The 21,212-nt window shown below is 62.3% G+C and carries 16 protein-coding genes and 1 pseudogene; 13 read left to right on the forward strand and 4 right to left on the reverse strand.

Going from position 1 to position 21,212, the window contains the following annotated elements; translation table 11 throughout:
• Positions 1-70 precede the first annotated feature (70 nt).
• The 7 genes from KJY40_RS04705 (at position 71) to KJY40_RS04735 (ending at position 7,111) form a co-directional block, all read left to right on the forward strand.
• Entirely contained in the window at positions 71-661 is a 591-nt protein-coding gene (locus tag KJY40_RS04705; protein WP_085701350.1) for an NAD(P)H-dependent oxidoreductase, read from the forward strand.
• 60 nt (positions 662-721) lie between these two features.
• Positions 722-1,633 carry a LysR family transcriptional regulator gene (locus KJY40_RS04710; protein WP_230735296.1) on the forward strand — a complete coding sequence of 304 codons (912 nt, stop codon included), beginning with the start codon at positions 722-724 and terminating at the stop codon, positions 1,631-1,633.
• A gap of 103 nt (positions 1,634-1,736) precedes the next feature.
• Positions 1,737-2,630 carry an NAD-dependent epimerase/dehydratase family protein gene (locus tag KJY40_RS04715; protein ID WP_230735298.1) on the forward strand — a complete coding sequence of 298 codons (894 nt, stop codon included), beginning with the start codon at positions 1,737-1,739 and terminating at the stop codon, positions 2,628-2,630.
• A gap of 310 nt (positions 2,631-2,940) precedes the next feature.
• On the forward strand, positions 2,941-4,290 hold the full coding sequence (locus KJY40_RS04720; RefSeq protein ID WP_085608174.1) for a GntP family permease: 1,350 nt from the start codon (positions 2,941-2,943) through the stop codon (positions 4,288-4,290).
• A 15-nt stretch (positions 4,291-4,305) separates the two neighbouring features.
• Positions 4,306-5,166, forward strand: a complete 861-nt coding sequence (locus tag KJY40_RS04725; protein ID WP_039769047.1) for a MurR/RpiR family transcriptional regulator — start codon at positions 4,306-4,308, stop codon at positions 5,164-5,166.
• A 1-nt stretch (position 5,167) separates the two neighbouring features.
• Complete coding sequence (locus tag KJY40_RS04730) at positions 5,168-6,625, forward strand: D-aminoacylase (RefSeq protein WP_230735300.1); 1,458 nt, start codon at positions 5,168-5,170, stop codon at positions 6,623-6,625.
• Between the two features lie 117 nt (positions 6,626-6,742).
• Positions 6,743-7,111, forward strand: coding sequence for a glyoxalase superfamily protein (locus KJY40_RS04735; protein ID WP_007953815.1), 369 nt, complete (start codon positions 6,743-6,745; stop codon positions 7,109-7,111).
• Here KJY40_RS04735 and gliR read toward each other — a convergent pair.
• On the reverse strand, positions 7,108-8,136 hold the full coding sequence (gene gliR / locus KJY40_RS04740) for an AraC family transcriptional regulator GliR (RefSeq protein WP_230735302.1): 1,029 nt from the start codon (positions 8,134-8,136) through the stop codon (positions 7,108-7,110). The two genes, KJY40_RS04735 and gliR, sit on opposite strands and share 4 nt — an antisense overlap.
• A gap of 211 nt (positions 8,137-8,347) precedes the next feature.
• Between gliR and KJY40_RS04745 the strand changes: the two genes are divergently transcribed.
• The 6 genes from KJY40_RS04745 (at position 8,348) to KJY40_RS04770 (ending at position 18,077) form a co-directional block, all read left to right on the forward strand.
• Positions 8,348-9,943 carry an FAD-binding oxidoreductase gene (locus KJY40_RS04745; protein WP_230735303.1) on the forward strand — a complete coding sequence of 532 codons (1,596 nt, stop codon included), beginning with the start codon at positions 8,348-8,350 and terminating at the stop codon, positions 9,941-9,943.
• Positions 9,944-9,948: 5 nt separating this feature from the next.
• Positions 9,949-11,544, forward strand: coding sequence for a glycerol-3-phosphate dehydrogenase/oxidase (locus KJY40_RS04750; RefSeq protein ID WP_230735305.1), 1,596 nt, complete (start codon positions 9,949-9,951; stop codon positions 11,542-11,544).
• Positions 11,545-11,564: 20 nt separating this feature from the next.
• Positions 11,565-13,133, forward strand: coding sequence for an FGGY-family carbohydrate kinase (locus KJY40_RS04755; protein ID WP_230735307.1), 1,569 nt, complete (start codon positions 11,565-11,567; stop codon positions 13,131-13,133).
• 115 nt (positions 13,134-13,248) lie between these two features.
• The gene (locus KJY40_RS04760; protein ID WP_230735309.1) at positions 13,249-14,535 is read left to right on the forward strand and encodes a phospholipase C/P1 nuclease family protein; all 1,287 of its coding nucleotides are present in this window, start codon (positions 13,249-13,251) and stop codon (positions 14,533-14,535) included.
• Between the two features lie 45 nt (positions 14,536-14,580).
• Complete coding sequence (locus tag KJY40_RS04765) at positions 14,581-16,539, forward strand: DUF1302 domain-containing protein (RefSeq protein WP_230735310.1); 1,959 nt, start codon at positions 14,581-14,583, stop codon at positions 16,537-16,539.
• Between the two features lie 164 nt (positions 16,540-16,703).
• Complete coding sequence (locus KJY40_RS04770) at positions 16,704-18,077, forward strand: DUF1329 domain-containing protein (protein ID WP_230735312.1); 1,374 nt, start codon at positions 16,704-16,706, stop codon at positions 18,075-18,077.
• 109 nt (positions 18,078-18,186) lie between these two features.
• On the opposite strand, the gene KJY40_RS04775 is transcribed toward KJY40_RS04770, so the two are convergent.
• The 3 genes and pseudogenes from KJY40_RS04775 to KJY40_RS29690 form a co-directional block, all read right to left on the reverse strand.
• A complete protein-coding gene (locus KJY40_RS04775; protein WP_230735314.1) occupies positions 18,187-18,588 on the reverse strand; it encodes a DUF6124 family protein in 402 nt (133 codons plus the stop codon).
• 470 nt (positions 18,589-19,058) lie between these two features.
• Positions 19,059-19,922, reverse strand: a complete 864-nt coding sequence (locus KJY40_RS29685) for a methyl-accepting chemotaxis protein (RefSeq protein WP_371321019.1) — start codon at positions 19,920-19,922, stop codon at positions 19,059-19,061.
• Positions 19,917-20,978, reverse strand: a pseudogene (locus KJY40_RS29690) (methyl-accepting chemotaxis protein); the annotation flags it as partial. The gene KJY40_RS29685 and the pseudogene KJY40_RS29690, both read right to left, overlap by 6 nt.
• Positions 20,979-21,212: the final 234 nt, after the last annotated feature.

Raw genomic sequence — 21,212 nt, forward strand, 5'->3', positions numbered from 1 at the left:
CCATTCAATTTTTCCCCTTCTCCATCCAGCGCTCTGCGCTGCGTATCGGAATCCGATCGAGGCTCTCCCCATGAAAAAAGTGCTGTTGCTCAATGGCGGTAAAAAATTCGCCCACTCCGACGGTCGCTACAACACCACCCTGCACGAAGCCGCGCTGAGCGTGCTGGATCGCGGCGGGGTCGACGTCAAGACCACCTTCATCGACGAGGGTTACGACATCGCCGAAGAAGTCGCCAAATTCCTCTGGGCCGACGTGATCATTTATCAGATGCCGGGCTGGTGGATGGGCGCGCCGTGGACCGTGAAAAAGTACATCGATGAGGTCTTCACCGAAGGCCACGGCAGCCTCTACGCCAGCGACGGTCGCACCCGTTCCGACGCGTCGCAGAAGTACGGCAGCGGCGGTCTGATCCAGGGCAAGCAGTACATGCTGTCGCTGACCTGGAACGCACCGCAGCAGGCGTTCGACGACCCGACCGACTTCTTTGAAGCCAAAGGCGTGGACGCGGTGTACTTCCCGTTCCACAAGGCTAACGAGTTCCTCGGCATGACCGGGCTGCCGACATTCCTTTGCGTGGATGTGATGAAACGCCCGAACATCGAAGCGGATGTGGCGCGTTACGAGCAGCATCTGACCGAGGTGTTTGGCCTCAAGGCCTGACGCTCGGCTACTATCGAAGGCCTGAGCTTGCGCTGCAGGCCTTTCGATTCGAGGACACCCGTGAAAGCCAGATCCGATGAGTTGCAGATTTTCGTCTGCGTGATCGAATGCGGTTCGATCTCCGCCGCCGCCGAGCAGGTCGGACAGACGCCGTCGGCGGTCAGCCGCACGCTGTCGCGGCTGGAAGCCAAGCTCGACACCACGCTGATCAACCGCACCACCCGGCGCATGGACCTGACCGAGGAGGGCAAGTATTTCTTCGAGCAGGCCAAGCTGATCCTCGATCAGATGGACCAGCTCGAAGAGCGCCTCTCTTCGCGCCAGCAAACGCCATCAGGACGACTGCGGATCAACGCCGCCTCGCCGTTCATGCTCCACGCCATCGTGCCGTACATCGACGAATTCCGTCGGCTGTACCCGGACATCCAGCTCGAACTCAACAGCAACGACCTGATCATTGACCTGCTGGAACAAAGCACCGACGTCGCCATCCGCATCGGCACCCTCGCCGATTCAACGTTGCATGCCCGCTCGCTGGGTTGCAGTCCGCTGTTGATCGTCGCCAGTCCCGCGTATCTGGAAAGATACGGCGCGCCGCTCGAAGTGGCCGATCTGAGCGAGCACACCTTGCTCGGCTTCACCCAGAACGAAGGCCTCAACCAATGGCCGCTGCGTTACGTGCACGGCGACCGCTGGCCGATCACCCCGGCGATCAGCGCCTCCAGCGGCGAGACGGTTCGCCATCTGGCGCTGGAAGGCCAGGGCATTGCCTGCCTCTCGCACTTCATGACCATCGACGACATTCGCGCCGGGCGCCTCAAGGTGTTGCTGGCGGAATTCAACAGCGGTTATCGCCAGCCGATCAACGCGGTGTACTACCGCAACTCGCAGCTGGCGCTGCGCATCCAGTGCTTCCTGGATTTCATCCAGAGCAAACTGGCGGCTTACGCCAGCGCCGATTTCAAAGGCTGATTCGTGATCCCTGCGCAACAGTGATTTGGTTGTGGGCGGGTTTTTCCACCGGGCTCGGCGGTCGATACTCGTTGCATCACTTATTCACGCAGGGAGTTTCTCCATGAACGTATTCGTCACCGGCGCTGCCGGTTTTATCGGCGGCTCCATCGCCACCGGTCTGGTCCAGGCCGGCCACACCGTCACCGGTCTTGTGCGCAGCGCCGAACAGGCCAATGAGCTGAAAGCACTGGGCATCACTCCGGTGATCGGCACCCTCGACGACAACGCATTGCTGGCCGAACAGGCCCGCGCCGCCGACGCCGTGATCAACGCCGCCAGCAGCGATCATCGCGGCGCGGTCGAAGCCTTGCTCGATGCCCTGCGCGGCTCGAACAAAGTGTTCCTGCACACCAGCGGTTCGAGCATCGTCGGCGACGCCTCGGGCGGCAAATCCAGTGACGTCATCTACTTCGAAGACAACCTGCCGGAGCCGACCGTCGACAAGGCCGCACGGGTGGCCATCGACAACCTTATCCTCGCCGCAGCAAAAGATGGCGTGAACTCGGCCGTCATCTGCAACACCCTGATCTACGGCCACAGCCTGGGCGTCAATCGCGACAGCGTGCAACTGCCGCGCCTGCTGAAACAGGCACGCAAAAGCGGCGTGGTGCGTCACGTCGGCACCGGCCGGAACATCTGGTCCAACGTGCACATCGAAGACGTGGTGGCGCTGTACCTGCTGGCCCTGACCAAAAACGTACCGGGCACCTTCTACTTCGTCGAAAGCGGCGAAGCGTCGTTCATCGACATGACCACCGCCATGGCCCAGGCCCTGAACCTCGGCCAGCCACAGGACTGGCCACTGAAAGACGCCGAAGCCGAGTGGGGCTACGAAATGGCCAACTACGGCCTCGGCTCCAACAGCCGCGTACGCGGCAAACACGCCCGCGAACTGCTGGGCTGGGCGCCGAAGCGCACGTCGGTGGTTGAATGGATTCGTAACGAAATGGTGTGAGTTCACGCTGAACATGTGAACGCCACTGAACCTGTGGGAGCCAGCCTGCTGGCGATGACGATGCCACATCCGACAGTGATGCCGGGTGTTCAACCGCTATCGCCAGCAGGCTGGCTCCCACAGGTTTTTTGTTATCTCAAAACCATGTAAATCCGCCCGTGAATTTTCATTATTCGCGACAAGACATATCCAAAAACGACAACCCTTATCCCTCCACGAAAATTACTTTCACTTCGTTTGAAAACTCGATCTCGAAATGATTTATGAGTTTCACAACCCATTCGAACGTGACCCTTTCGAGGAGTACCGCATGACACCGTCCTTCGGCTATTGGCTGCTGGTGTACGCCGCCGTTGCCATCATCGCCCTGATCGTTCTGATCGCCCGTTACCGGCTCAATCCGTTCATTGTCATCACCCTGATTTCCATCGGCCTGGCGCTGGTGGCGGGGATGCCGCCGTCGGGTGTCGTGGGGGCGTATGAGGCCGGGGTGGGCAAGACGCTGGGGCACATTGCGCTGGTGGTGGCGCTGGGGACGATGCTCGGCAAGATGATGGCCGAGTCCGGCGGGGCCGAGCAGATGGCGCGCACGCTGATCGAACGCTTTGGCGAGAAGAACGCGCACTGGGCGATGGTGTGCATCGCGTTTCTGGTGGGGCTGCCGCTGTTTTTCGAAGTCGGTTTCGTGTTGCTGGTGCCGATTGCCTTTACCGTGGCGCGGCGGGTTGGTGTGTCGATCCTGATGGTCGGCTTGCCGATGGTCGCCGGTCTTTCCGTGGTGCATGCGCTGGTGCCGCCGCACCCGGCGGCGATGCTGGCGGTACAGGCTTATCAGGCGTCGGTCGGGCAGACCTTGCTGTACGCGATTGCCATCGGTATTCCGACGGCGATCATTGCCGGCCCCCTGTACGCCAAATTCATCGTGCCGCGCATTCAGTTGCCGGCGGATAACCCGCTGGAAAAACAATTCCTCGAACGCGAACCCCGCGACAGCCTGCCGGGTTTTGGCATCACCATGGCGACCATTCTGTTGCCGGTGGTGCTGATGCTGATCGGCGGCTGGGCCAACCTGATTTCCACGCCGGGCAGCGGTTTCAACCAGTTCCTGTTGTTTATCGGCAACTCGGTGATCGCGCTGTTGCTGGCGACGCTGTTGAGTTTCTGGACGCTCGGCATTGCGCAGGGTTTCAATCGGGAATCGATCCTCAAATTCACCAACGAATGCCTGGCACCGACCGCCAGCATTACCTTGCTGGTGGGCGCCGGTGGCGGTCTGAACCGGATTCTGGTGGACGCCGGCGTCACCGATCAGATCGTCGGCCTGGCCCACGAATTTCACCTGTCGCCGCTGATCATGGGCTGGTTGTTCGCCGCGTTGATGCGCATCGCCACCGGTTCGGCCACCGTTGCCATGACCACGGCTTCCGGTGTGGTGGCGCCAGTGGCCATCGGTCTGGGTTATCCACACCCGGAACTGCTGGTGCTGGCGACCGGCGCGGGCTCGGTTATCTTTTCCCACGTCAACGACGGCGGCTTCTGGTTGATCAAGGAATACTTCAACATGACGGTGGCCCAGACGTTCAAGACCTGGACGGTGCTGGAAACCCTGATCTCGGTTGTCGCTTTCGCCCTGACCGTCGGTCTTTCTTACCTGCTGTAGTCGGAGTTATCCGCCATGGACATCCTTTATCAGATCCGCGCCCGTCAGGATTCCTTCAGCGCCGGTGAAGGACGCATCGCCCGTCTGATGCTCGACGACGTAGGATTTGCCGCCTCCGCCAGCCTCGAAGACTTGGCGCAGCGGGCTGAAGTCAGCACCGCCACGCTGTCGCGCTTCGCCCGCACCGTCGGTTGTCGCGACTTGCGCGATCTGCGCCTGCAACTGGCCCAGGCCAGCGGCGTCGGCAGCCGTTTCCTCGACCCGGCGGGCACGCCCGAGCAGTCGGCGTTTTACGGGCAGATCGTCGGCGATATCGAAACCACCCTGCGTCAGCATCTGGCGGCGTTCGACGAATCGCGCTTCGCCGATGCGGTGAAGTTGCTGGGCCAGGCGCGGATGATCCATGCCTTCGGCATCGGCGGTTGCTCGACCCTGTGCAGCGATGAGTTGCAAGTGCGGCTAGTGCGCCTCGGCTACCCGATTGCGGTGTGCCACGACGCAGTGATGATGCGCGTCACCGCCGCCAGCCTCAGCGCCGAGCAGGTGGTGATCGTGTGTTCGCTGACCGGCATCACCCCGGAATTGCTGGAGACCGTGGCGCTGGCGCGCAACTACGGCGCACGGATTCTCGCCATCACCCGCGCCGACTCGCCGCTGGCGGAACTGGCCGATATCGTCCTGCCGCTGCAAGGCGCCGAGACCTCGTTCATCTACAAACCGACGGCGGCGCGCTACGGCATGCTGCTCGCCATCGACGTGCTGGCCACCGAGCTGGCGCTGGCCAATCCTGAAGACAATCAAGAACGTCTGCGGCGGATCAAACTCGCCCTCGACGAATACCGTGGCGGCGACGATCACCTGCCGCTGGGAGACTGACATGCTGTACGACACCCTGATTCGCAACGCCCTGGTCATCGACGGCAGCAACAGCCCCGGTTACGCCGCCGACGTGGCGATCCTCGATGGCCGCATCGCGCGCATCGGTGATTTGAGCGAGGCACGCGCCAGCGATGAAATCGACGCCGCCGGCCGTGTGCTGGCGCCGGGTTTCATCGACGTGCACACCCACGACGACACCGTGGTGATCCGCCAGCCGCAGATGCTGCCCAAGCTCAGCCAGGGCGTGACCACGGTGATTGTCGGCAACTGCGGGATCAGTGCGGCGCCGGTCAGTTTGCGCGGCGATCCGCCGGATCCGATGAACCTGCTCGGCTCGGCGGCAGCGTTCGTTTATCCGCGTTTCAGCGATTACCGCGCAGCGGTGGAAGCGGCCAATACCACGCTGAACGTCGCAGCACTGGTCGGGCACACGGCGCTACGCAGCAATCACCTCGATGATCTGTTTCGCACCGCGACTGACGATGAAATCGACGCGATGCGCGAGCAGTTGCGTGAAAGCCTGGAGGCGGGCGCCCTCGGTTTATCCACAGGTCTGGCGTATGCCAGTGCGTTCTCGGCTTCCACCGATGAAGTCATGCAACTGACCGAAGAGTTGAATGCGTTCGGCGCGGTGTACACCACCCACCTGCGCAGTGAATTCGAACCGGTGCTGGAGGCGATGGACGAGGCCTTTCGTATCGGACGCCACGCCCGATCGCCGGTGATCATTTCCCATCTCAAATGCGCCGGTGCCGGAAACTGGGGCCGCAGTCCGCAGTTGCTCGCTTCGCTGGAGGAGGCGGCGAAAACTCACCCGGTCGGCTGCGATTGCTACCCGTACGCGGCGAGTTCTTCGACCCTGGACCTGAAGCAGGTCACCGACGCCCACCGCATCACCATCACCTGGTCGACGCCGCATCCTGAAATGGGTGGTCGCGACTTGATGGACATCGCTGCCGAATGGAATCTGCCATTGCTCGACGCCGCCAAACGCCTGCAACCGGCGGGCGCGGTGTATTACGGGATGGACGAGAACGACGTGCGCCGGATCCTCGCTCATCCGCTGTCGATGGTCGGCTCCGATGGCCTGCCGGAAGACCCGTTCCCGCACCCGCGTCTGTGGGGTGCCTTCCCACGGGTGCTCGGCCATTTCAGTCGCGATGTCGGGCTGTTTCCGCTGCACACTGCCGTGCACAAGATGACCGGTCTGTCGGCCGTGCGTTTCGGTCTGAAGGAAAGGGGCGAGATTCGTGAAGGGCACTGGGCGGATCTGGTGTTGTTCGACCCGGCAACCGTGCGTGACGTGGCGGATTTCAACGACCCGCAACGTGCCGCCCAAGGCATCGACGGGGTGTGGATCAATGGTGTGTTGAGTTACCGCGACGGTCAGGCCAACGGCCAAAGGCCAGGGCGGTTCCTGGCGCGCCAGGGCGATCTGCGCGACGGCTTTCGTTGAATTTTGCTGACTGCGTCACGGTGATGGCACATTGCAATTAAAGAAAGCCATCACCAAGCCGAATTGCTGACATCCACCCCGGCTACACTCTGGGGCCAATCAGTCAGGGAGCAACCCATGAGCTTCGGCAAAACCACCCCGATCCTGCGGATTTTCGATGAAGCCAAGGCCGTGGAATTCTACGTCGATTTCCTCGGCTTCAAGATCGATTGGCAGCATCGTTTCGAACCCGGTTTCCCGTTGTACCTGCAAGTCTCGCGCGGCGAGTGTGTGCTGCATTTGTCCGAACACCACGGCGATGCGACACCGGGTTCGGCCCTGCGGATCGAGACCGATGAGCTGGAGGCGTTTCAGCAGCAGTTGGTCGCCAAGAACTACAAGTTCTCGCACCCGGGCATCCAGGCCATGCCGTGGGGCAGCCAGGACATGACCATCGCCGATCCGTTCGGCAATCGCCTGGTATTCACCAACGCGATCAGCCTCTAACTGTCGTTCGCTACCCGGTGAGTCTGCCGAAACTCACCGGGCGGCATGCCGCGTCGGCTCTTGAAGGTGCGGTGAAACGAGCGCGGTTCGGTGAAGCCCAGATATTGGGCAATGTCCTGAATCGGCAAGGTGCTGTTGAGCAGGTAATGCTCAGCCAGTTCCTGACGCAGTTCGTCGAGAATCTGCTGATACGAGGTGCCGGCCTGATGCAGCTGGCGTTGCAGGGTACGCACGGACACGGCGAGATGCTCGGCCACTTGTTCCTTGCGCGGCAGGCCCTCCTTGAGCAACTGACGCAGAATGCTTTTGACCCGCTGCTCCAGCGACGCATCCTCCAGCGTCGCCATCAAACTCTGAGCGTGTTCTTCCAGGGTGCGCAGCAAATGCGCATCGGCCTGTCGCAACGGCAACTGCAAATACGGCAACGGCACGACCAGCGCGGAATACGGCTGATCGAACAGCACCGGGCATTCGAAAAAATCTTCGTACTGCGCCAGCGTCGTGTCCGCCGGGATCGAGTGTTCCAGCCACACGGCGGCCGGTGATAGTTGGGTGTCGGCGATCCAGCGTGCGTATTGCAGCCAGGAGCCGAGCACGTTCTCCACCAGATGCCGGCGGATCCGCGGGCGTTCGAAGCGGCAGCTCCAGATCAGGTGCACGTGGCTGTCCTGCACCTCGGCGCGGCTGACGCCCATGTCGCCCACCAGTTTTTCGAACGGCATGATGCGGCTCATGGCGTCGCCCAGTGTCGCGCAATTCATGGTGATGTAGCCCAGCACGCTCCAGGAGTTGGGCAGGACGAAATTCGCGGCGTTGAGGCCGAACAGCGGATCGCCCGAGTGCTCGCAAAAGTAATCGAGCAACCGCTCATGGGTTTCACCCGGCAGGCGCAGGCTGTTGTCGCTCAACTGCTGCGCCTGCAACCCGGCCGCCGTCAACGCAGGCTCGATGGCCAGGCCCAGATGTTCGGCATGGCGCAGGTACTTGAGCAGCGGCGGAACGGAGGTGAAGCCGAGCGATTGCATGACCGAATTCCCTTGATCGAGGCCGCCACGGGCGGATGAGCGCCCTGAAAGGTAATTTGAATCCACGACTAAAGTAAATGGCTGACGCTTGCGCGACGTTTGACTCAATTGGCTACTCGAACTGGCCGGATGCGACCGTGACACTTTCGGCCGGCTGACTAGTATGAGGGCCTGAAATCTCACTGATCAGACTGCACAGAAGGACACACGCATGCGACGCTGGAACGGCTGGGGAGATGCAACCACGGTGGTCGAACTGCCGGCCCAGGGCGCAAGTTTTCTCCATGAGCGACTGGGGGAGGGCCGCGCGTTGCCCGACGCGACGCTGGAAGCGGCGCTGGCCCGGGTGCCGGTCTCGCGGCTGGCGGAACACGCGCTGTACAGCATCGATGCCCATGACCGTCTGCTGCACTCACGCGGGCAGAGCCTGCCGGACTGGCTGGCGTTGCGCGAAGGGGCGCTGGGCAACTATCCCGATGCCGTGGCGTTCCCCGAGACCGCCGAACACATCCGCCAATTGCTGGCGCTCGCCCAGGCGCAGGACCTGTGCCTGATCCCCTACGGCGGCGGCACGTCGGTGGCCGGGCACATCAATCCGCCGGACTCCGCGCGGCCCGTGGTGACGGTGTCTCTGGCGCGGATGAGCCGCCTGATCGACCTCGACGAACAAAGCCTGCTGGCGACTTTCGGCCCCGGCGCCAGTGGCCCGCAGGTGGAAAGTCAATTGCGCGCCCGAGGCTACACGCTGGGGCATTTCCCGCAGTCGTGGGAGCTGTCGACGCTGGGCGGCTGGGTGGCCAGTCGCTCCAGCGGTCAGCAGTCGCTGCGCTATGGGCGGATCGAGCAGTTGTTTGCCGGTGGGACCCTGGAAACCTTTGCCGGGCCGCTACAGATTCCAACCTTCCCGGCCTCGGCGGCCGGCCCTGATCTGCGCGAAGTGGTGTTGGGTTGCGAAGGGCGTTTCGGGATTATTTCCGAGGTCAAGGTGCGGGTCAGTGCGCTACCGGCCGATGAACGTTTCTACGGCGTGTTTCTGCCCAGCTGGAGCAAGGCGCTGCAAGCCATTCAGCAACTGGCCCAGGCGCGGGTGCCGCTGTCGATGCTGCGTCTGTCCAACGCGGTGGAGACCGAAACCCAGCTGGCGCTGGCCGGCCATCCGCAACAGATCGCCTGGCTGGAAAAGTACCTGAACCTGCGCGGCGCGGGGCAGGGCAAGTGCCTGCTGACCTTCGGCGTGACCGGCAATTGCAAGCAGAACGCGCTGTCCCTGAGTCAGGCCCGTCAGCATCTGAAAGCATTCGGCGGGGTGTTCACCGGTACGCTGCTGGGCAAGAAGTGGGCGCAGAACCGCTTCCGTTTTCCGTATCTGCGGGAGAGCTTGTGGAACGCGGGTTACGTGGTCGACACCCTCGAAACCGCCACCGACTGGAGCAACGTCGACAACCTGCTCAACCGGATCGAAAACAGCCTGCGCGACGCGTTGGCGGCGGAGGGTGAACGAGTGCACGTGTTCACGCATCTGTCCCACGTCTACGGCGAAGGCTCGAGCATCTACACCACCTACGTGTTTCGCCCGGCGGCGGACTATCCCGCGACGCTCGCTCGCTGGAAGGCCCTCAAGCACGCGGCCAGCCAGACCATCGTCGACAACCACGGCACCGTCAGCCACCAGCACGGCGTGGGCAAGGATCACGCGCCGTACCTGTTGCGCGAAAAAGGCGCGCTGGCGATGGACACCTTGCAGGCGCTGAGCCGGCACTTCGACCCGGCCGGGCGCCTGAACCCCGGCACGCTGTTGCAGGAGTGACGGCGATGAGCGCGGACTGGAACGCCGAATGGCGCCAGCAAATCCTGCCAACTTTGGCGGGTGAAACCTGGGACCTGATCGTCATCGGCGGCGGCATCAGCGGCGCCGGCATCCTGCGTGAAGCCGCGCGCCGTGGCTGGCGTTGCCTGCTGCTGGAACAGCGTGATTTTGCCTGGGGCACGTCCAGTCGGTCGTCGAAAATGGTCCATGGCGGTTTGCGCTACATCGCCAAGGGGCAGTGGCGGTTGACCCGGGATTCGGTGCGCGAACGCCAGCGCCTGCTCGACGAAGCGCCGGGGCTGGTGGAGCCGATGAGTTTCATGATGCCGCACTATCGCGGCGGCTTCCCCGGACCCCGTGTGCTGGGTGGTCTGTTGTCGATCTATGACGCATTGGCCGGGCGCCGCGACCATCGTTTCCATGACGCGCAGCAACTGCGTTATCTCGCTCCGGGCGTGAAAGAAAATGACTTGCTGGGCGGCACCTGTTTTATCGATGCACTGACCGATGACGCACGGCTGGTGATGCGCGTGTTGAGCGAAGCACGGGCCGACGGCGCGGTGGTACTCAACGGCGTGCGCGTCGAACATCTGCTGCGGGAAAACGGGCGGGTGTGCGGGGTTCAGGTCGAAGATTGCGAGGCTGGCGCGTCACTGCAATTGCGTTGTGGTGTGCTGGCGGTGGCCACCGGGGCGTGGGCCGAGCGCTTGCGTCCAACTGAGGCGCCACGCCAGTTGCGTCCTTTGCGCGGCAGTCATTTGCTGCTGCCGGGCTGGCGCTTGCCGGTGGCACAGGCCTTTACGTTTATGCACGAGCAGGATCGGCGTCCTGTGTTCGTTTTCCCGTGGGAAGGCGCCACGGTGGTTGGCACCACCGACCTCGATCACCGCGAGAATCTGGACCAGAGTGCGAGCATCAGCGCCGAAGAGCTCGACTATCTTCTGGCAGCCTGCCAACAACAGTTTCCCGGTGCTGAAGTGACAGCGGCCGACGTGCTTTCAACCTGGTCCGGCGTGCGCCCGGTGGTGGGCAGTGCCGCGGGTGAGCATCAAGACAAACCGTCGAACGAAACCCGTGAACATGTGCTGTGGCAGGAGCCGGGTTGCGTCACGTTGGCAGGCGGCAAACTCACGACGTTCCGCCCGCAAGCCATCGAAGTGCTCAAGGCCTGCGCCGACATGCTCGGCCGTTCTTTCGAAGACGATGCCGCGCCGGTATTTGCCGCCGTGCCGCCACTGGCGATCCCCGGTCTCAGCCCCGGCCAGTGGCGACGTCTGGCCGGGCGACATGGCCGAGACCTGCCAAGGCTGGCGCAACGGCTCGCCGAACTGGGCCACGACACCGTCGGCGCCACCGACACCTTGTGGGCAGAACTGGTCTTCGCCTGCGAAGCGGAAATGGTCCTGCATCTGGACGACCTGCTGCTACGCCGAACCCGTCTCGGCCTGTTGCTGCCCCGTGGCGGCGCGGAGTATTTCCCGGCCATTCGCCGACTCTGCCAACCACGACTGGGCTGGGACGACGAACGCTGGCAACAGGAACAGCAACGCTATCAGGCGTTATGGCAACGCCATCACGGCCTGCCGGAAATCGCGCAGTGATGCCCCTCGAAGAGAGTTCCATGGACAACCACCCGAACAAGCGTTACCTGCTGGCCATCGACAATGGCACCCAGAGCGTGCGCGCGCTGCTCTTCGATTTGCAGGGCAATCTGCTCGGCAAGGGCAAGGTTGAATTGCAGGCCTATTACTCGACCCAACCGGGCTGGGCCGAGCAGGACCCGGAATATTACTGGGCGAAACTGGGCGAAGCCTGCCAGCAGGTGTGGGCGCAAACCGGTGTTGATCGTACGCAGATTGCCGGTGTTTCCCTGACCACTCAGCGCGGCACGGTGATCAATGTCGATGCCCAAGGCAAGCCGCTGCGCCCGGCGATTCTCTGGCTCGATCAACGCCAGAGCGAAGTCGAAGGCGGGATCAAGGGACCGTGGGGCTGGCTGTTCAAACTGGCCGGCGCGCAGGCCACCGTGGATTACTTTCGCGCCCAGGCCGAGGCCAACTGGATCGCCCGCCATCAGCCTGACGTGTGGGCGGCGACCGACAAGTTTCTGTTGCTTTCGGGGTTTCTCACCCATCGCCTGTGCGGACGTTTCGTCGACTCGGTGGGCTGTTGCGTCGGCTACCTGCCGTTCGACTTCAAACGCCTGCGCTGGGCCGCAACCCGTGACTGGAAATGGCAGGCGCTGGCGGTGCGCCCCGAGCAACTGCCGACCTTGCACAAACCCGGTGAAACCCTCGGCCACATCAGCGCCGAAGCCAGTCGCCACACTGGCATTCCCGAGGGCGTTCCGCTGATTGCGGCGGGGGCCGACAAGGCCTGTGAAGTACTCGGTTCCGGCGTCGTCGATCCGGGCACGGTGTGCCTGTCCTACGGCACAACCGCGACGATCACCAGCACCCGTTCGCGCTATCTGGAAATTGTCCCGTTGATTCCGCCGTACCCGTCGGCGGTGCCGGATCAGTACAACTGCGAGGTGATGATTTATCGCGGTTATTGGATGGTCAGCTGGTTCAAGAACGAGTTCGGCCTGCGGGAAATGCAGCAGGCCAGGGAGCAGGGCATCGAGCCCGAGCAACTGTTCGATGCGCTGGTCGAGGCGGTGCCGCCGGGGTCGATGGGATTGATGCTGCAACCCTACTGGTCGCCGGGGATTCGCGAGCCGGGCGTGGAGGCCAAAGGGGCAATGATCGGCTTCGGTGACGTGCACACCCGCGCGCACATTTACCGGGCAATCCTCGAAGGTCTGGCCTACGCGTTGCGCCAGGGCATGGAGAAGATCGAGAAGCGCTCGAAGATCTCCGTCACCCGTTTGCGGGTGGCTGGCGGTGGCTCGCAAAGTGATGCGGCGATGCAGCTCACGGCGAACATTTTCGGCCTGCCGGCGGAGCGTCCGCACGTCTATGAAGCGTCCGGTCTGGGCGCGGCGATTTGCTGCGCGGTGGGGCTGGGGCTGCACGCGGATTTCCCCACGGCGATAGCGGCGATGACCCGGGTTGGCGCGGTGTTTCAGCCGCAACCCGAGGCGCAACAGATCTATGAACGACTGTACAAGGACGTCTATCTGCGCATGTATCGGCAGCTCAAACCGTTGTACCAGAGCATCCGCAAGATCACCGGTTACCCGGCCTGAAACAACATGCGCGTGGCGCTATCGGAGAACTTTTCTGGTGAGATCGGACAGTGTCAGAGGCGGGGTCGATTGTTAGGCTCGATCCCCACGGCATCCATAACAAGAACCAGAAGCAATGAAGCTGATCTCCCTCCTGCTGCTTTGCGCAATGGCCCCCACGGCGTGGGGCTGGTCGAACCATACGGTGGGCAGCTACCTGGCGTTGCAGGATCTGCCGGCGTTGCACGATGCATCGCCCGTCGAGGTTGAACCGCTGGAGCAGTTTCTCTCCGAGCAATACCCGGCCATCGTCGCGTTGCTCGATGAGCAGGAACGCTTCGCCCGCGAGCATTTCAAGCAGTACCCGCCGCGCCCCGACAACCTCAAATTGCCCGCCACGCCGAGCGACAATCTGCGCCACGACTTCCTCACCGCGTTGCGGATCAATCCGCAGATTTTTCTGGCGATGGTCATCCAGCCGTTGCCGGGTAAAGACCTGCCCGAGCGCGAGCATCTGCAGGCCGATCAGGTGATGGTCGAGCAGACACTTTCGCCGTGGAATCGCCAGCGTTTCATTCGCGTGGCCGATCACGAAAAAGTCGCGCCTCTGGCCGTGCTGGCGAGCGCTGCCGATGAGCCGGATTACGGCCACGACATCAACCTCTTCAGCGACAACCCCGGCGAAGTCGCCGCGTTGTACGGCTTCGGCCCGCAGCCGTTTGGCGATGCGCGTTTTCAGTACAGCTCCCAGGCACCGTTCCACATGGGTTTCTTCCACGAGAGCCCGGTGGTGTACGCGGCCGCCGGATTTCTCGAGCGCAGCTGGCCGGACTGGCGCGCGTATCAGTACATGGGGCTGGCGCGACTGGCGTTTGCCAGTGGTCACTCTTACTGGGGTTATCGCTTCCTCGGCTGGGGCCTGCACCACGTTCAGGACCTGACCCAGCCGTATCACGCCAAGCCGTTGCCCGGCGTCGAACTGCCGAGCCTTCTGTTGCTGGAGGGCAAGGCGCTGGCCGGTTTTGCGGAGGACAAACAGGCGTCCATCGAACGGGTTGCGACCCGCCACATGGAAGTCGAGAAATACCAGTCGACCTGGCTGCGCCGCGTGCTGCGCGCCGGTCAACCGCATCCGATGCTCGACGCTTACGCCAATGCCGCCGGGGGCGCGCATTACCCGCCGTACTCCGTGGACTACCTGCGCGAAGTGGTGAGTGCCGAGTCCGTCAACGACTCCGCCGCCTTCGATGAAGCCATCGGCCAGTGGCTGGAAACGGCGCCGGTCACCAGCGATTTCAGCGCTGGCAATCAGTTGCAGCGCGAAACCTTCGAGCATCCGCAACTCAATCAACAACTGCTCAGACTGCTCGGCCATTTCGGCGCCCACAGCCGGATTTATGTCCGTGCGGGGCTGGCGCCCTGAGCATCGCGGCAACACACAACAATAAGAACAGGGAAGGAGGAACAGATGATCAACACTCGATTGCGCCTGTCTGGCGTAGCGCTCCCCGGTGTCGGTTTGGCAGGGCTGCTGCAACTCTGCGCAGTCGATGCGGTGCAGGCCGCCGAGTTCAGCGTGCTGGACAATCAGGTCACCGGCTCGCTCGACACGACTTTGTCCTATGGCCGTTTGTGGCGGGTGCAGGGGCGCGACAAGACCAACGATGACGTCAACACCAACGACGGCAATCGCAACTTCGACACCGGGCTGGTTTCCGAGGTGTACAAGATCACTTCGGAGCTGGAAGCCAACTACCAGAACTACGGAATGTTCCTGCGCGGCACCGCGTTCTACGACACCCAGTTGATGGACAAGCGCAACGACTACTACCACAACAACAGCCCGTCGCAACCGAGCCAGAGTTATCCCCAGGACGACCGTTTCACCGGCCAGACCCGCGACATCGCCGGCAGCCGGATCGAGATGCTCGATGCCTACGTTCATGGCACCTGGGACGTCGCGACCATGCCGGTCACCGCGCGGGTGGGGCGCCAGGTGTTCAACTGGGGCGAAGGGATTTTCTATCGCGGCGGGGTCAACACCACCAACCCGGTGGACGCGGCGAAATATCGCTTGCCGGGTGCCGAGGTCAAGGAAGTGCTGATGCCGGTGGAGGCGGTCAGCTTCAACATCGGCCTGAGCGACAACCTGACGATGGAGAGCTTCTACCAGACCAACTGGAAAGAAACCCGCATCGACCCGGTCGGCACGTTCTACTCGCAGACCGACCTGTTCGCCGACGGTGGCAACACCGCTTACAACAACTTCAGCGGCACCGCGCTCGATACACCAGTGCCAGGGTTCGGAAACGTCATCGGCCTGTACAGCGCACTGGGCAACAATCCATTGCTCGGCCCGGCGCTGAAGTCCACCGGCCTCTACGCCAACGGCGTGACCCCGGCCTACGGCAACACCCTGAAAGTGGCGTCCATCGGCAAGGACTACAACGCGCGCAATGACGGCCAGTTCGGCTTTGCCTTTCGCTACATCGCCGAAGCGCTCAACAGCACCGAGTTCGGCCTGTACATGGTCAACTACCACGCCAAGGAACCGACCATCGCCGCTGACCTTGGCGGTTACAACGGCATCGACATGAATGCCCTGACCAACATGCTCTCCAGCGTCGCCGGCAGTCAGGCCGGGGCCCTCGCCAACGGTCTGGCGACCGCCGATGTGATGGGCAACATCCAGGCCCATCGGCGGTATGCCGAAGACATCCGCATGTACGGTTTCAGCTTCAACACCACGCTGGGCGAGGCCTCGGTGTTCGGTGAAGTGGCCTATCGGCCGAACCTGCCCATCGGTGTCGCGGCCACCAACGATTTGATCGGCGACCTGGCCAACGGCGCGGCCGCAGCAGTGTCCGGCAAGACCATCAACGTCGGCGGGCAAATGGTCACCCTCGACAGCCAGATCAACAACGCCGAGCGGGTCGAAGCGTTCAACACTTCGCTGGGCAGCATCTACAACTTCGGCCCGACGCTGTCGTTCGACTCGATGTTCGGCATCTTCGAACTGGCCTCCGAGCACCTGCGCGGCAGCAGCCTGCAATACACCGCCTACGACGGCAGCAACCGTTACTACGCCGGCACAGGCAACACTTCGTACGTGTCTGGCGGTGATCGCGACGATCAGGTCAACCGCGATTCCTACAGCTACACGGTGATGTTCAACGGCACCTGGAACGACGTGTACGCCGGGGTCAACGTCTCGCCTTACGTCGTCTACAAGGACGACTTCAAGGGCAACAGCTACCAGGCCGGCAACACCATCGAGGGCCGCAAGGCCTACACGCTGGGGATCAAGGCCAACTACCAGAACAGGTTCGAAGCCGAGTTGCAGTACACCGAGTTCTACGGCGGTGGGCAGAACAACGGCATTCGCGACCGCGACAACGTCGGTTTCAACCTCAAGTATTTCCTTTGATTTTCGAGTGTGGTCTTCAGGGCACTCATCCCCCCTGTGGGAGCGGGCTTGCCCGCGATGACGGCAGCACTTCCAACATCAATGCAGGCTGATCCACCGCAATCGCTGGCAAGTCGGGTCGCCGCATCGCACCTCCCACAGGTTTTTGTATTTCGGAGAAGATCATGTTTCACACTTCAAGACTTGGTAAAACCGCTCTTGCGCTATTTTTGAGTTTGTCTGCCGGCAGCGCACTCGCCGCCATCTCGCCCCAGCAGGCCGAACAACTGAAAACCTCGCTGACCCCCATGGGCGCCGAGCGCGCCGGCAACGCGGCCGGCACCATCCCGGCCTGGACCGGCGGCATCACCCAGGCCCCGGCCGGCTACAAACCGGGTCAGCATCACCCCGACCCGTACGCGGCGGACAAACCGCTGTTCACCGTCACCAAGGCCAATCTCGACCAGTACAAAGCGCATCTCACGCCGGGTCAGATCGCCCTGTTCACCAGCTACCCCGACACCTTCCAGATGCCGGTCTACCCCTCGCGCCGATCTGGCTCGGCGCCGCAGTGGCTGTATGACAACACCCTGAAAAATGCGACCTCGGCCAAGCTGCTGGAGGGCGGCAGCGGGTTCGCCGATGCCTATGGCGGCGTGCCGTTTCCGGTGCCCAAGGATGGGGTCGAAGTGCTGTGGAACCACATCACCCGCTATCGCGGCATCTACGTGGTTCGTCGCGCTTCCGAAGCACCGGTGCAGCGCAACGGCAGCTTCGCGTTGGTGACCTCGCAGCAGGAAGGCTTCTTCAACTACTACCGCCCGGGCGGCCAGTTCGCCGACCTGAAAAACATCCTGTTCTACTACCTCGCTTTCGTGAAAAGCCCGGCGCGCCTGGCCGGTGGTGCCGCGCTGGTACAAGAGACATTGGACCAGCTCAAGGACGCCCGCCAGGCCTGGATCTATGACGCCGGCCAACGCCGTGTTCGCCGCGCGCCGAACCTTGCGTACGACACACCGATCGCCTCATCCGATGGCCTGCGCACCGCAGACGACACCGACCTGTTCAACGGCTCCCCCGACCGCTTCGACTGGAAGCTCAAAGGCAAACAGGAAATCTACATCCCCTACAACAACTACAAAGTCGGCAGCCCCGACGTCAAATACGCCCAACTGCTCACCCCCGGCCACCTCAACCCGCAATACACCCGCTACGAGCTGCACCGGGTCTGGGTGGTCGAAGGCACCCTCAAACCAGGGTCGCGGCATATCTATTCCAAACGCGTGCTGTTCCTCGACGAAGACAGCTGGGGTGCCGCCCTCGTGGATCAATACGACGGGCGAGGAGAGCTGTGGCGCGTGTCGATGGCCTACCTGAAAAACTTCTACGACCTGCCCACCACCTGGAGCGCACTCGACGTCTTCCACGACTTGCAGGCCCGTCGGTACTACGTGCAGAACCTGGATAACGAAGAGGCCTCCACCGTCGATTTCTCGCAACCGGTGCCAGAGGATTCGTATTTCATGCCGTCGGCGTTGCGGCAGCGGGGGACGCGGTGAGTGATTTGACTTAGTTGTCTTTCCTTCCCTCACCACACTATGGAGAGGGAGGGATGGTTTTCGGATCAGCAAAAAAATGGCGAGTGCACCGCACTCGCCACCTCCCGCATCAATCCGTCGGCACGACCTTGTCCAGCGCACGGTTAACGGCCATTTCGGCGATCATTACGATTTGGGCGATGCCTTGCAGGGTTTTGCGGTGGCTGCCCTCGACCAGCGCCACATGATTGTTGAGCATGACGGTGGCGGAGCCGAGGGATTCGCTGGCGTCCACCAGCAGGGATTCGGTGTCGGCTTCGGGATGAGCCTGATAGAGGGTGTTGGGTTTGTAGGGCGCGGCCATGATGTGGGCGGTGATGGGGCCCAGATGATAATTGAGGGCGCGTTCGGCGGCTTCGTTGAAGCGTTTCGAGCCGGGGCATTCGTAGGGGGATGTTGGATCCGGGAGGGATGTTGGATCCGGGAGGGTTGTGGGTTCGGTGAGTGGTGGGTTTGGCGTTACCTTGAACATGGGTGACTAACCTCTGGTTGAGGCTGCACCTTTTCGCCGCTAAGCAAAAGGGTGGCAGCTGTGCGCAAGTTAGCGGACCGGTAGTCACCCTCAACCCGGCGCACCCGAAGGTGCCATGCGCACAGCCACCATCAAGTGCAGGCTGGCGCCTGACTGGATTCGACATGTGCAACCGTAGGGGACATTCCGAACCGCTAAGTTCGATCACTGGAAATCAGTGACGCAATCAAATTACGCAGCCAGTCCAAGGCGCACAAGCCGGCGGATTCTGGCGTAGCCGTAGGCAACGGCGCAAGGTTTTGTGGGCTTCGGGACGTATCACGGCGTGTCCTTAAACACCCCTGATCAAGCGTGTGTAATTGCGTTTCAGAACGCGTCATCCACTTCCTGAAGTTGACAATTTCCGGGCAAAAAAAGAAGGGCAGCTTTTCAGCTGCCCTTCTTTGTACATCGGCTTTCGTGTGCAGTGCTTACACGCGGAAATGACTCACCATCTGCTGCAACTGCCCACCCAACCGCGCCAGTTCAACGCTGGACTTGGCTGTCTCATCACTCGCCGCCGCCGTCTGTTCCGACACGTCGCGGACGTTGATGATGCTGCGGCTGATTTCTTCGGCCACGGCGCTTTGTTGTTCGGCGGCTGCGGCGATCTGCTGGTTCATCGACTGGATGTTCGACACCGTGCGGGTGATGTTTTCCAGGGAGTCGCCGGCCTTGCGGGTCAGGGCGACGCTGCTGTCGGTCAGGGCGCGGCTGTTGTTCATCACGGCCGAGACTTGCTGAGTGCCGTTCTGCAGACCGGCCACCAGGCCTTCGATTTCCTCGGTGGATTTCTGCGTGCGCTGGGCCAGACCACGGACTTCGTCGGCGACCACGGCAAAACCACGACCGGCTTCACCGGCACGGGCGGCTTCGATGGCGGCGTTGAGGGCCAGCAGGTTGGTCTGTTCGGCGACGGCCTTGATCACGTCCATGACGCTGCCGATCTTGTCGCTTTCCTGTTGCAGCACGCTCATGGCTTCGGTGGAACGCACCACTTCGCTGGCCAGACGCTCGATCTGGGCGATGGCTTCGTTCACCACTTTGTCGCCTTCGCGGGCTTCGCCGTCAGCGGCGGCTGCGGCTTGCGAGGCTTCTTCGGCGTTGCGCGCGACTTCCTGCACGGTGGCAGTCATTTCGTGCATCGCAGTGGCCACCTGATCGGTCTCGACCTTCTGGCTGTTCACGCCGGCGCTGGTCTGTTCGGTCACGGCGGACAGTTCTTCGGCGGCGCTGGCGATCTGGGTCACGCCGTCGCGGATGCCGCTGATCAGGTCGCGCAGGGTCACGCCCATGCGCGCGATGCCTTGTTGCAGCACGCCGAGTTCGTCGCGGCGGGTGACGATCACGTTGTGGCTCAGGTCGCCGCTGGCGATGCGGTCGACCACGGCCATGGTTTCCTGCAGCGGACGGGTGATCTGACGGGTGATGATGAACGCGGCGATGACACCCACCAGCAAGGCCAGCAGCGTGCTGATCAGTTGCAGCGTGCGGGCCTGGGCGCTTTCGGCGTCACGACGGTCGAGCTGGATCTGATACAGCTGCTCGCTCAGCGATACGATCAGGTTGCCCTGGTCGGTCATTTCCTTGCGCGCCTGCACCGCATCGGTGTTGGCGTTCTTGAAGGCCTGCAAGGCGCTGCGGTAGTTGGTCAGTGCAGTTTCCAGCTGACGCAGGGCGTCTTGTTGGCTGCTGGCGAAATGCACATTCAGCTGTTTGAGGCTGGCGATGGCGGCGTCCAGTTGGCCGACGGCTTTCTGCTCGGTCTCGGCGTTGGCAGTGGCGGTGTAGCCGCGCACTTCGTAGCGCGCCAGGATGAAGGCTTCCTTGGCGGCGGTGACGGCCTGGAATTGCTCGAAACGCTGCTCGCTCATGTCCATCTGCTGGACGCGGGTGCTGATCGACTGGATCAGGTTGTAAGCGGTCTCGGCATTGGCGGCCATGGTGTCGCGCGCCGTGTTGCCGGTGCGGTAGGCGTTGCGCATCTTGTTCAGAGACGTCTGGTATTCGGCGATGGTCGCCGCCTGCTCCTTGAGCAGTTTGACGTTCTCGGGGCTCTTGAAGCTGCCGATCAGCTTTTGCTGTTGCGCGGCAAAACCGTCGAGGGTGGTCTGCACGTTCTGCGCGGCGGTTTCGTCGCCGTTGGTCAGCATGTATTGCAGGCGCACCACGCGCAGTTTAGTCAGGCCAGCGTTGAGCTGGGTGATGTCGCTCATCCAGTTGCTACGGTCAATCAGGCCGCCCAGGCTGGTCCAGCCAGTGAGCGCCAGGATGCAGGTCAGGGCCAGGACGAGGCCGAATCCGAGCCCCAGTTTCAGGTTCACGCTGATGTTGCCGAACCAGCTATTCATCAAAAATCCTCCAGAAAAACGTTGTGCGTCTTGATCGTCGGTCAGGCTGGAAGATTGTTGTTTTTTTGCGCCAGCAAGGGTGTAAGCAGGACTGTATCGGCCGCAAATCCGAGAGCTGAAAGGTTTTTGTCCTACGGAATTTGTAACAGGCACTCACAAGACTTTTTTCACATGGGTTTCACTGGCTGCCCACGCCGTGCTCTCTAACCTCGCCGCATCGAATGACACGTGATG

The organism is Pseudomonas fitomaticsae (assembly GCF_021018765.1).
Classification (GTDB): domain Bacteria; phylum Pseudomonadota; class Gammaproteobacteria; order Pseudomonadales; family Pseudomonadaceae; genus Aquipseudomonas; species Aquipseudomonas fitomaticsae.

What these genes read in the sequence shown, in the direction of transcription:
- KJY40_RS04705 (WP_085701350.1), top strand. Translation starts at nt 71, where the DNA reads ATGAAAAAAGTGCTGTTGCTCAATGGCGGTAAAAAATTCGCCCACTCC.
- KJY40_RS04715 (WP_230735298.1), top strand. Translation starts at nt 1,737, where the DNA reads ATGAACGTATTCGTCACCGGCGCTGCCGGTTTTATCGGCGGCTCCATC.
- KJY40_RS04720 (WP_085608174.1), top strand. Translation starts at nt 2,941, where the DNA reads ATGACACCGTCCTTCGGCTATTGGCTGCTGGTGTACGCCGCCGTTGCC.
- KJY40_RS04725 (WP_039769047.1), top strand. Translation starts at nt 4,306, where the DNA reads ATGGACATCCTTTATCAGATCCGCGCCCGTCAGGATTCCTTCAGCGCC.
- KJY40_RS04730 (WP_230735300.1), top strand. Translation starts at nt 5,168, where the DNA reads ATGCTGTACGACACCCTGATTCGCAACGCCCTGGTCATCGACGGCAGC.
- KJY40_RS04735 (WP_007953815.1), top strand. Translation starts at nt 6,743, where the DNA reads ATGAGCTTCGGCAAAACCACCCCGATCCTGCGGATTTTCGATGAAGCC.
- gliR (WP_230735302.1), bottom strand. Translation starts at nt 8,136, where the DNA reads ATGCAATCGCTCGGCTTCACCTCCGTTCCGCCGCTGCTCAAGTACCTG.
- KJY40_RS04745 (WP_230735303.1), top strand. Translation starts at nt 8,348, where the DNA reads ATGCGACGCTGGAACGGCTGGGGAGATGCAACCACGGTGGTCGAACTG.
- KJY40_RS04750 (WP_230735305.1), top strand. Translation starts at nt 9,949, where the DNA reads ATGAGCGCGGACTGGAACGCCGAATGGCGCCAGCAAATCCTGCCAACT.
- KJY40_RS04755 (WP_230735307.1), top strand. Translation starts at nt 11,565, where the DNA reads ATGGACAACCACCCGAACAAGCGTTACCTGCTGGCCATCGACAATGGC.
- KJY40_RS04760 (WP_230735309.1), top strand. Translation starts at nt 13,249, where the DNA reads ATGAAGCTGATCTCCCTCCTGCTGCTTTGCGCAATGGCCCCCACGGCG.
- KJY40_RS04765 (WP_230735310.1), top strand. Translation starts at nt 14,581, where the DNA reads ATGATCAACACTCGATTGCGCCTGTCTGGCGTAGCGCTCCCCGGTGTC.
- KJY40_RS04770 (WP_230735312.1), top strand. Translation starts at nt 16,704, where the DNA reads ATGTTTCACACTTCAAGACTTGGTAAAACCGCTCTTGCGCTATTTTTG.
- KJY40_RS04775 (WP_230735314.1), bottom strand. Translation starts at nt 18,588, where the DNA reads ATGTTCAAGGTAACGCCAAACCCACCACTCACCGAACCCACAACCCTC.
- KJY40_RS29685 (WP_371321019.1), bottom strand. Translation starts at nt 19,922, where the DNA reads ATGGGCGTGACCCTGCGCGACCTGATCAGCGGCATCCGCGACGGCGTG.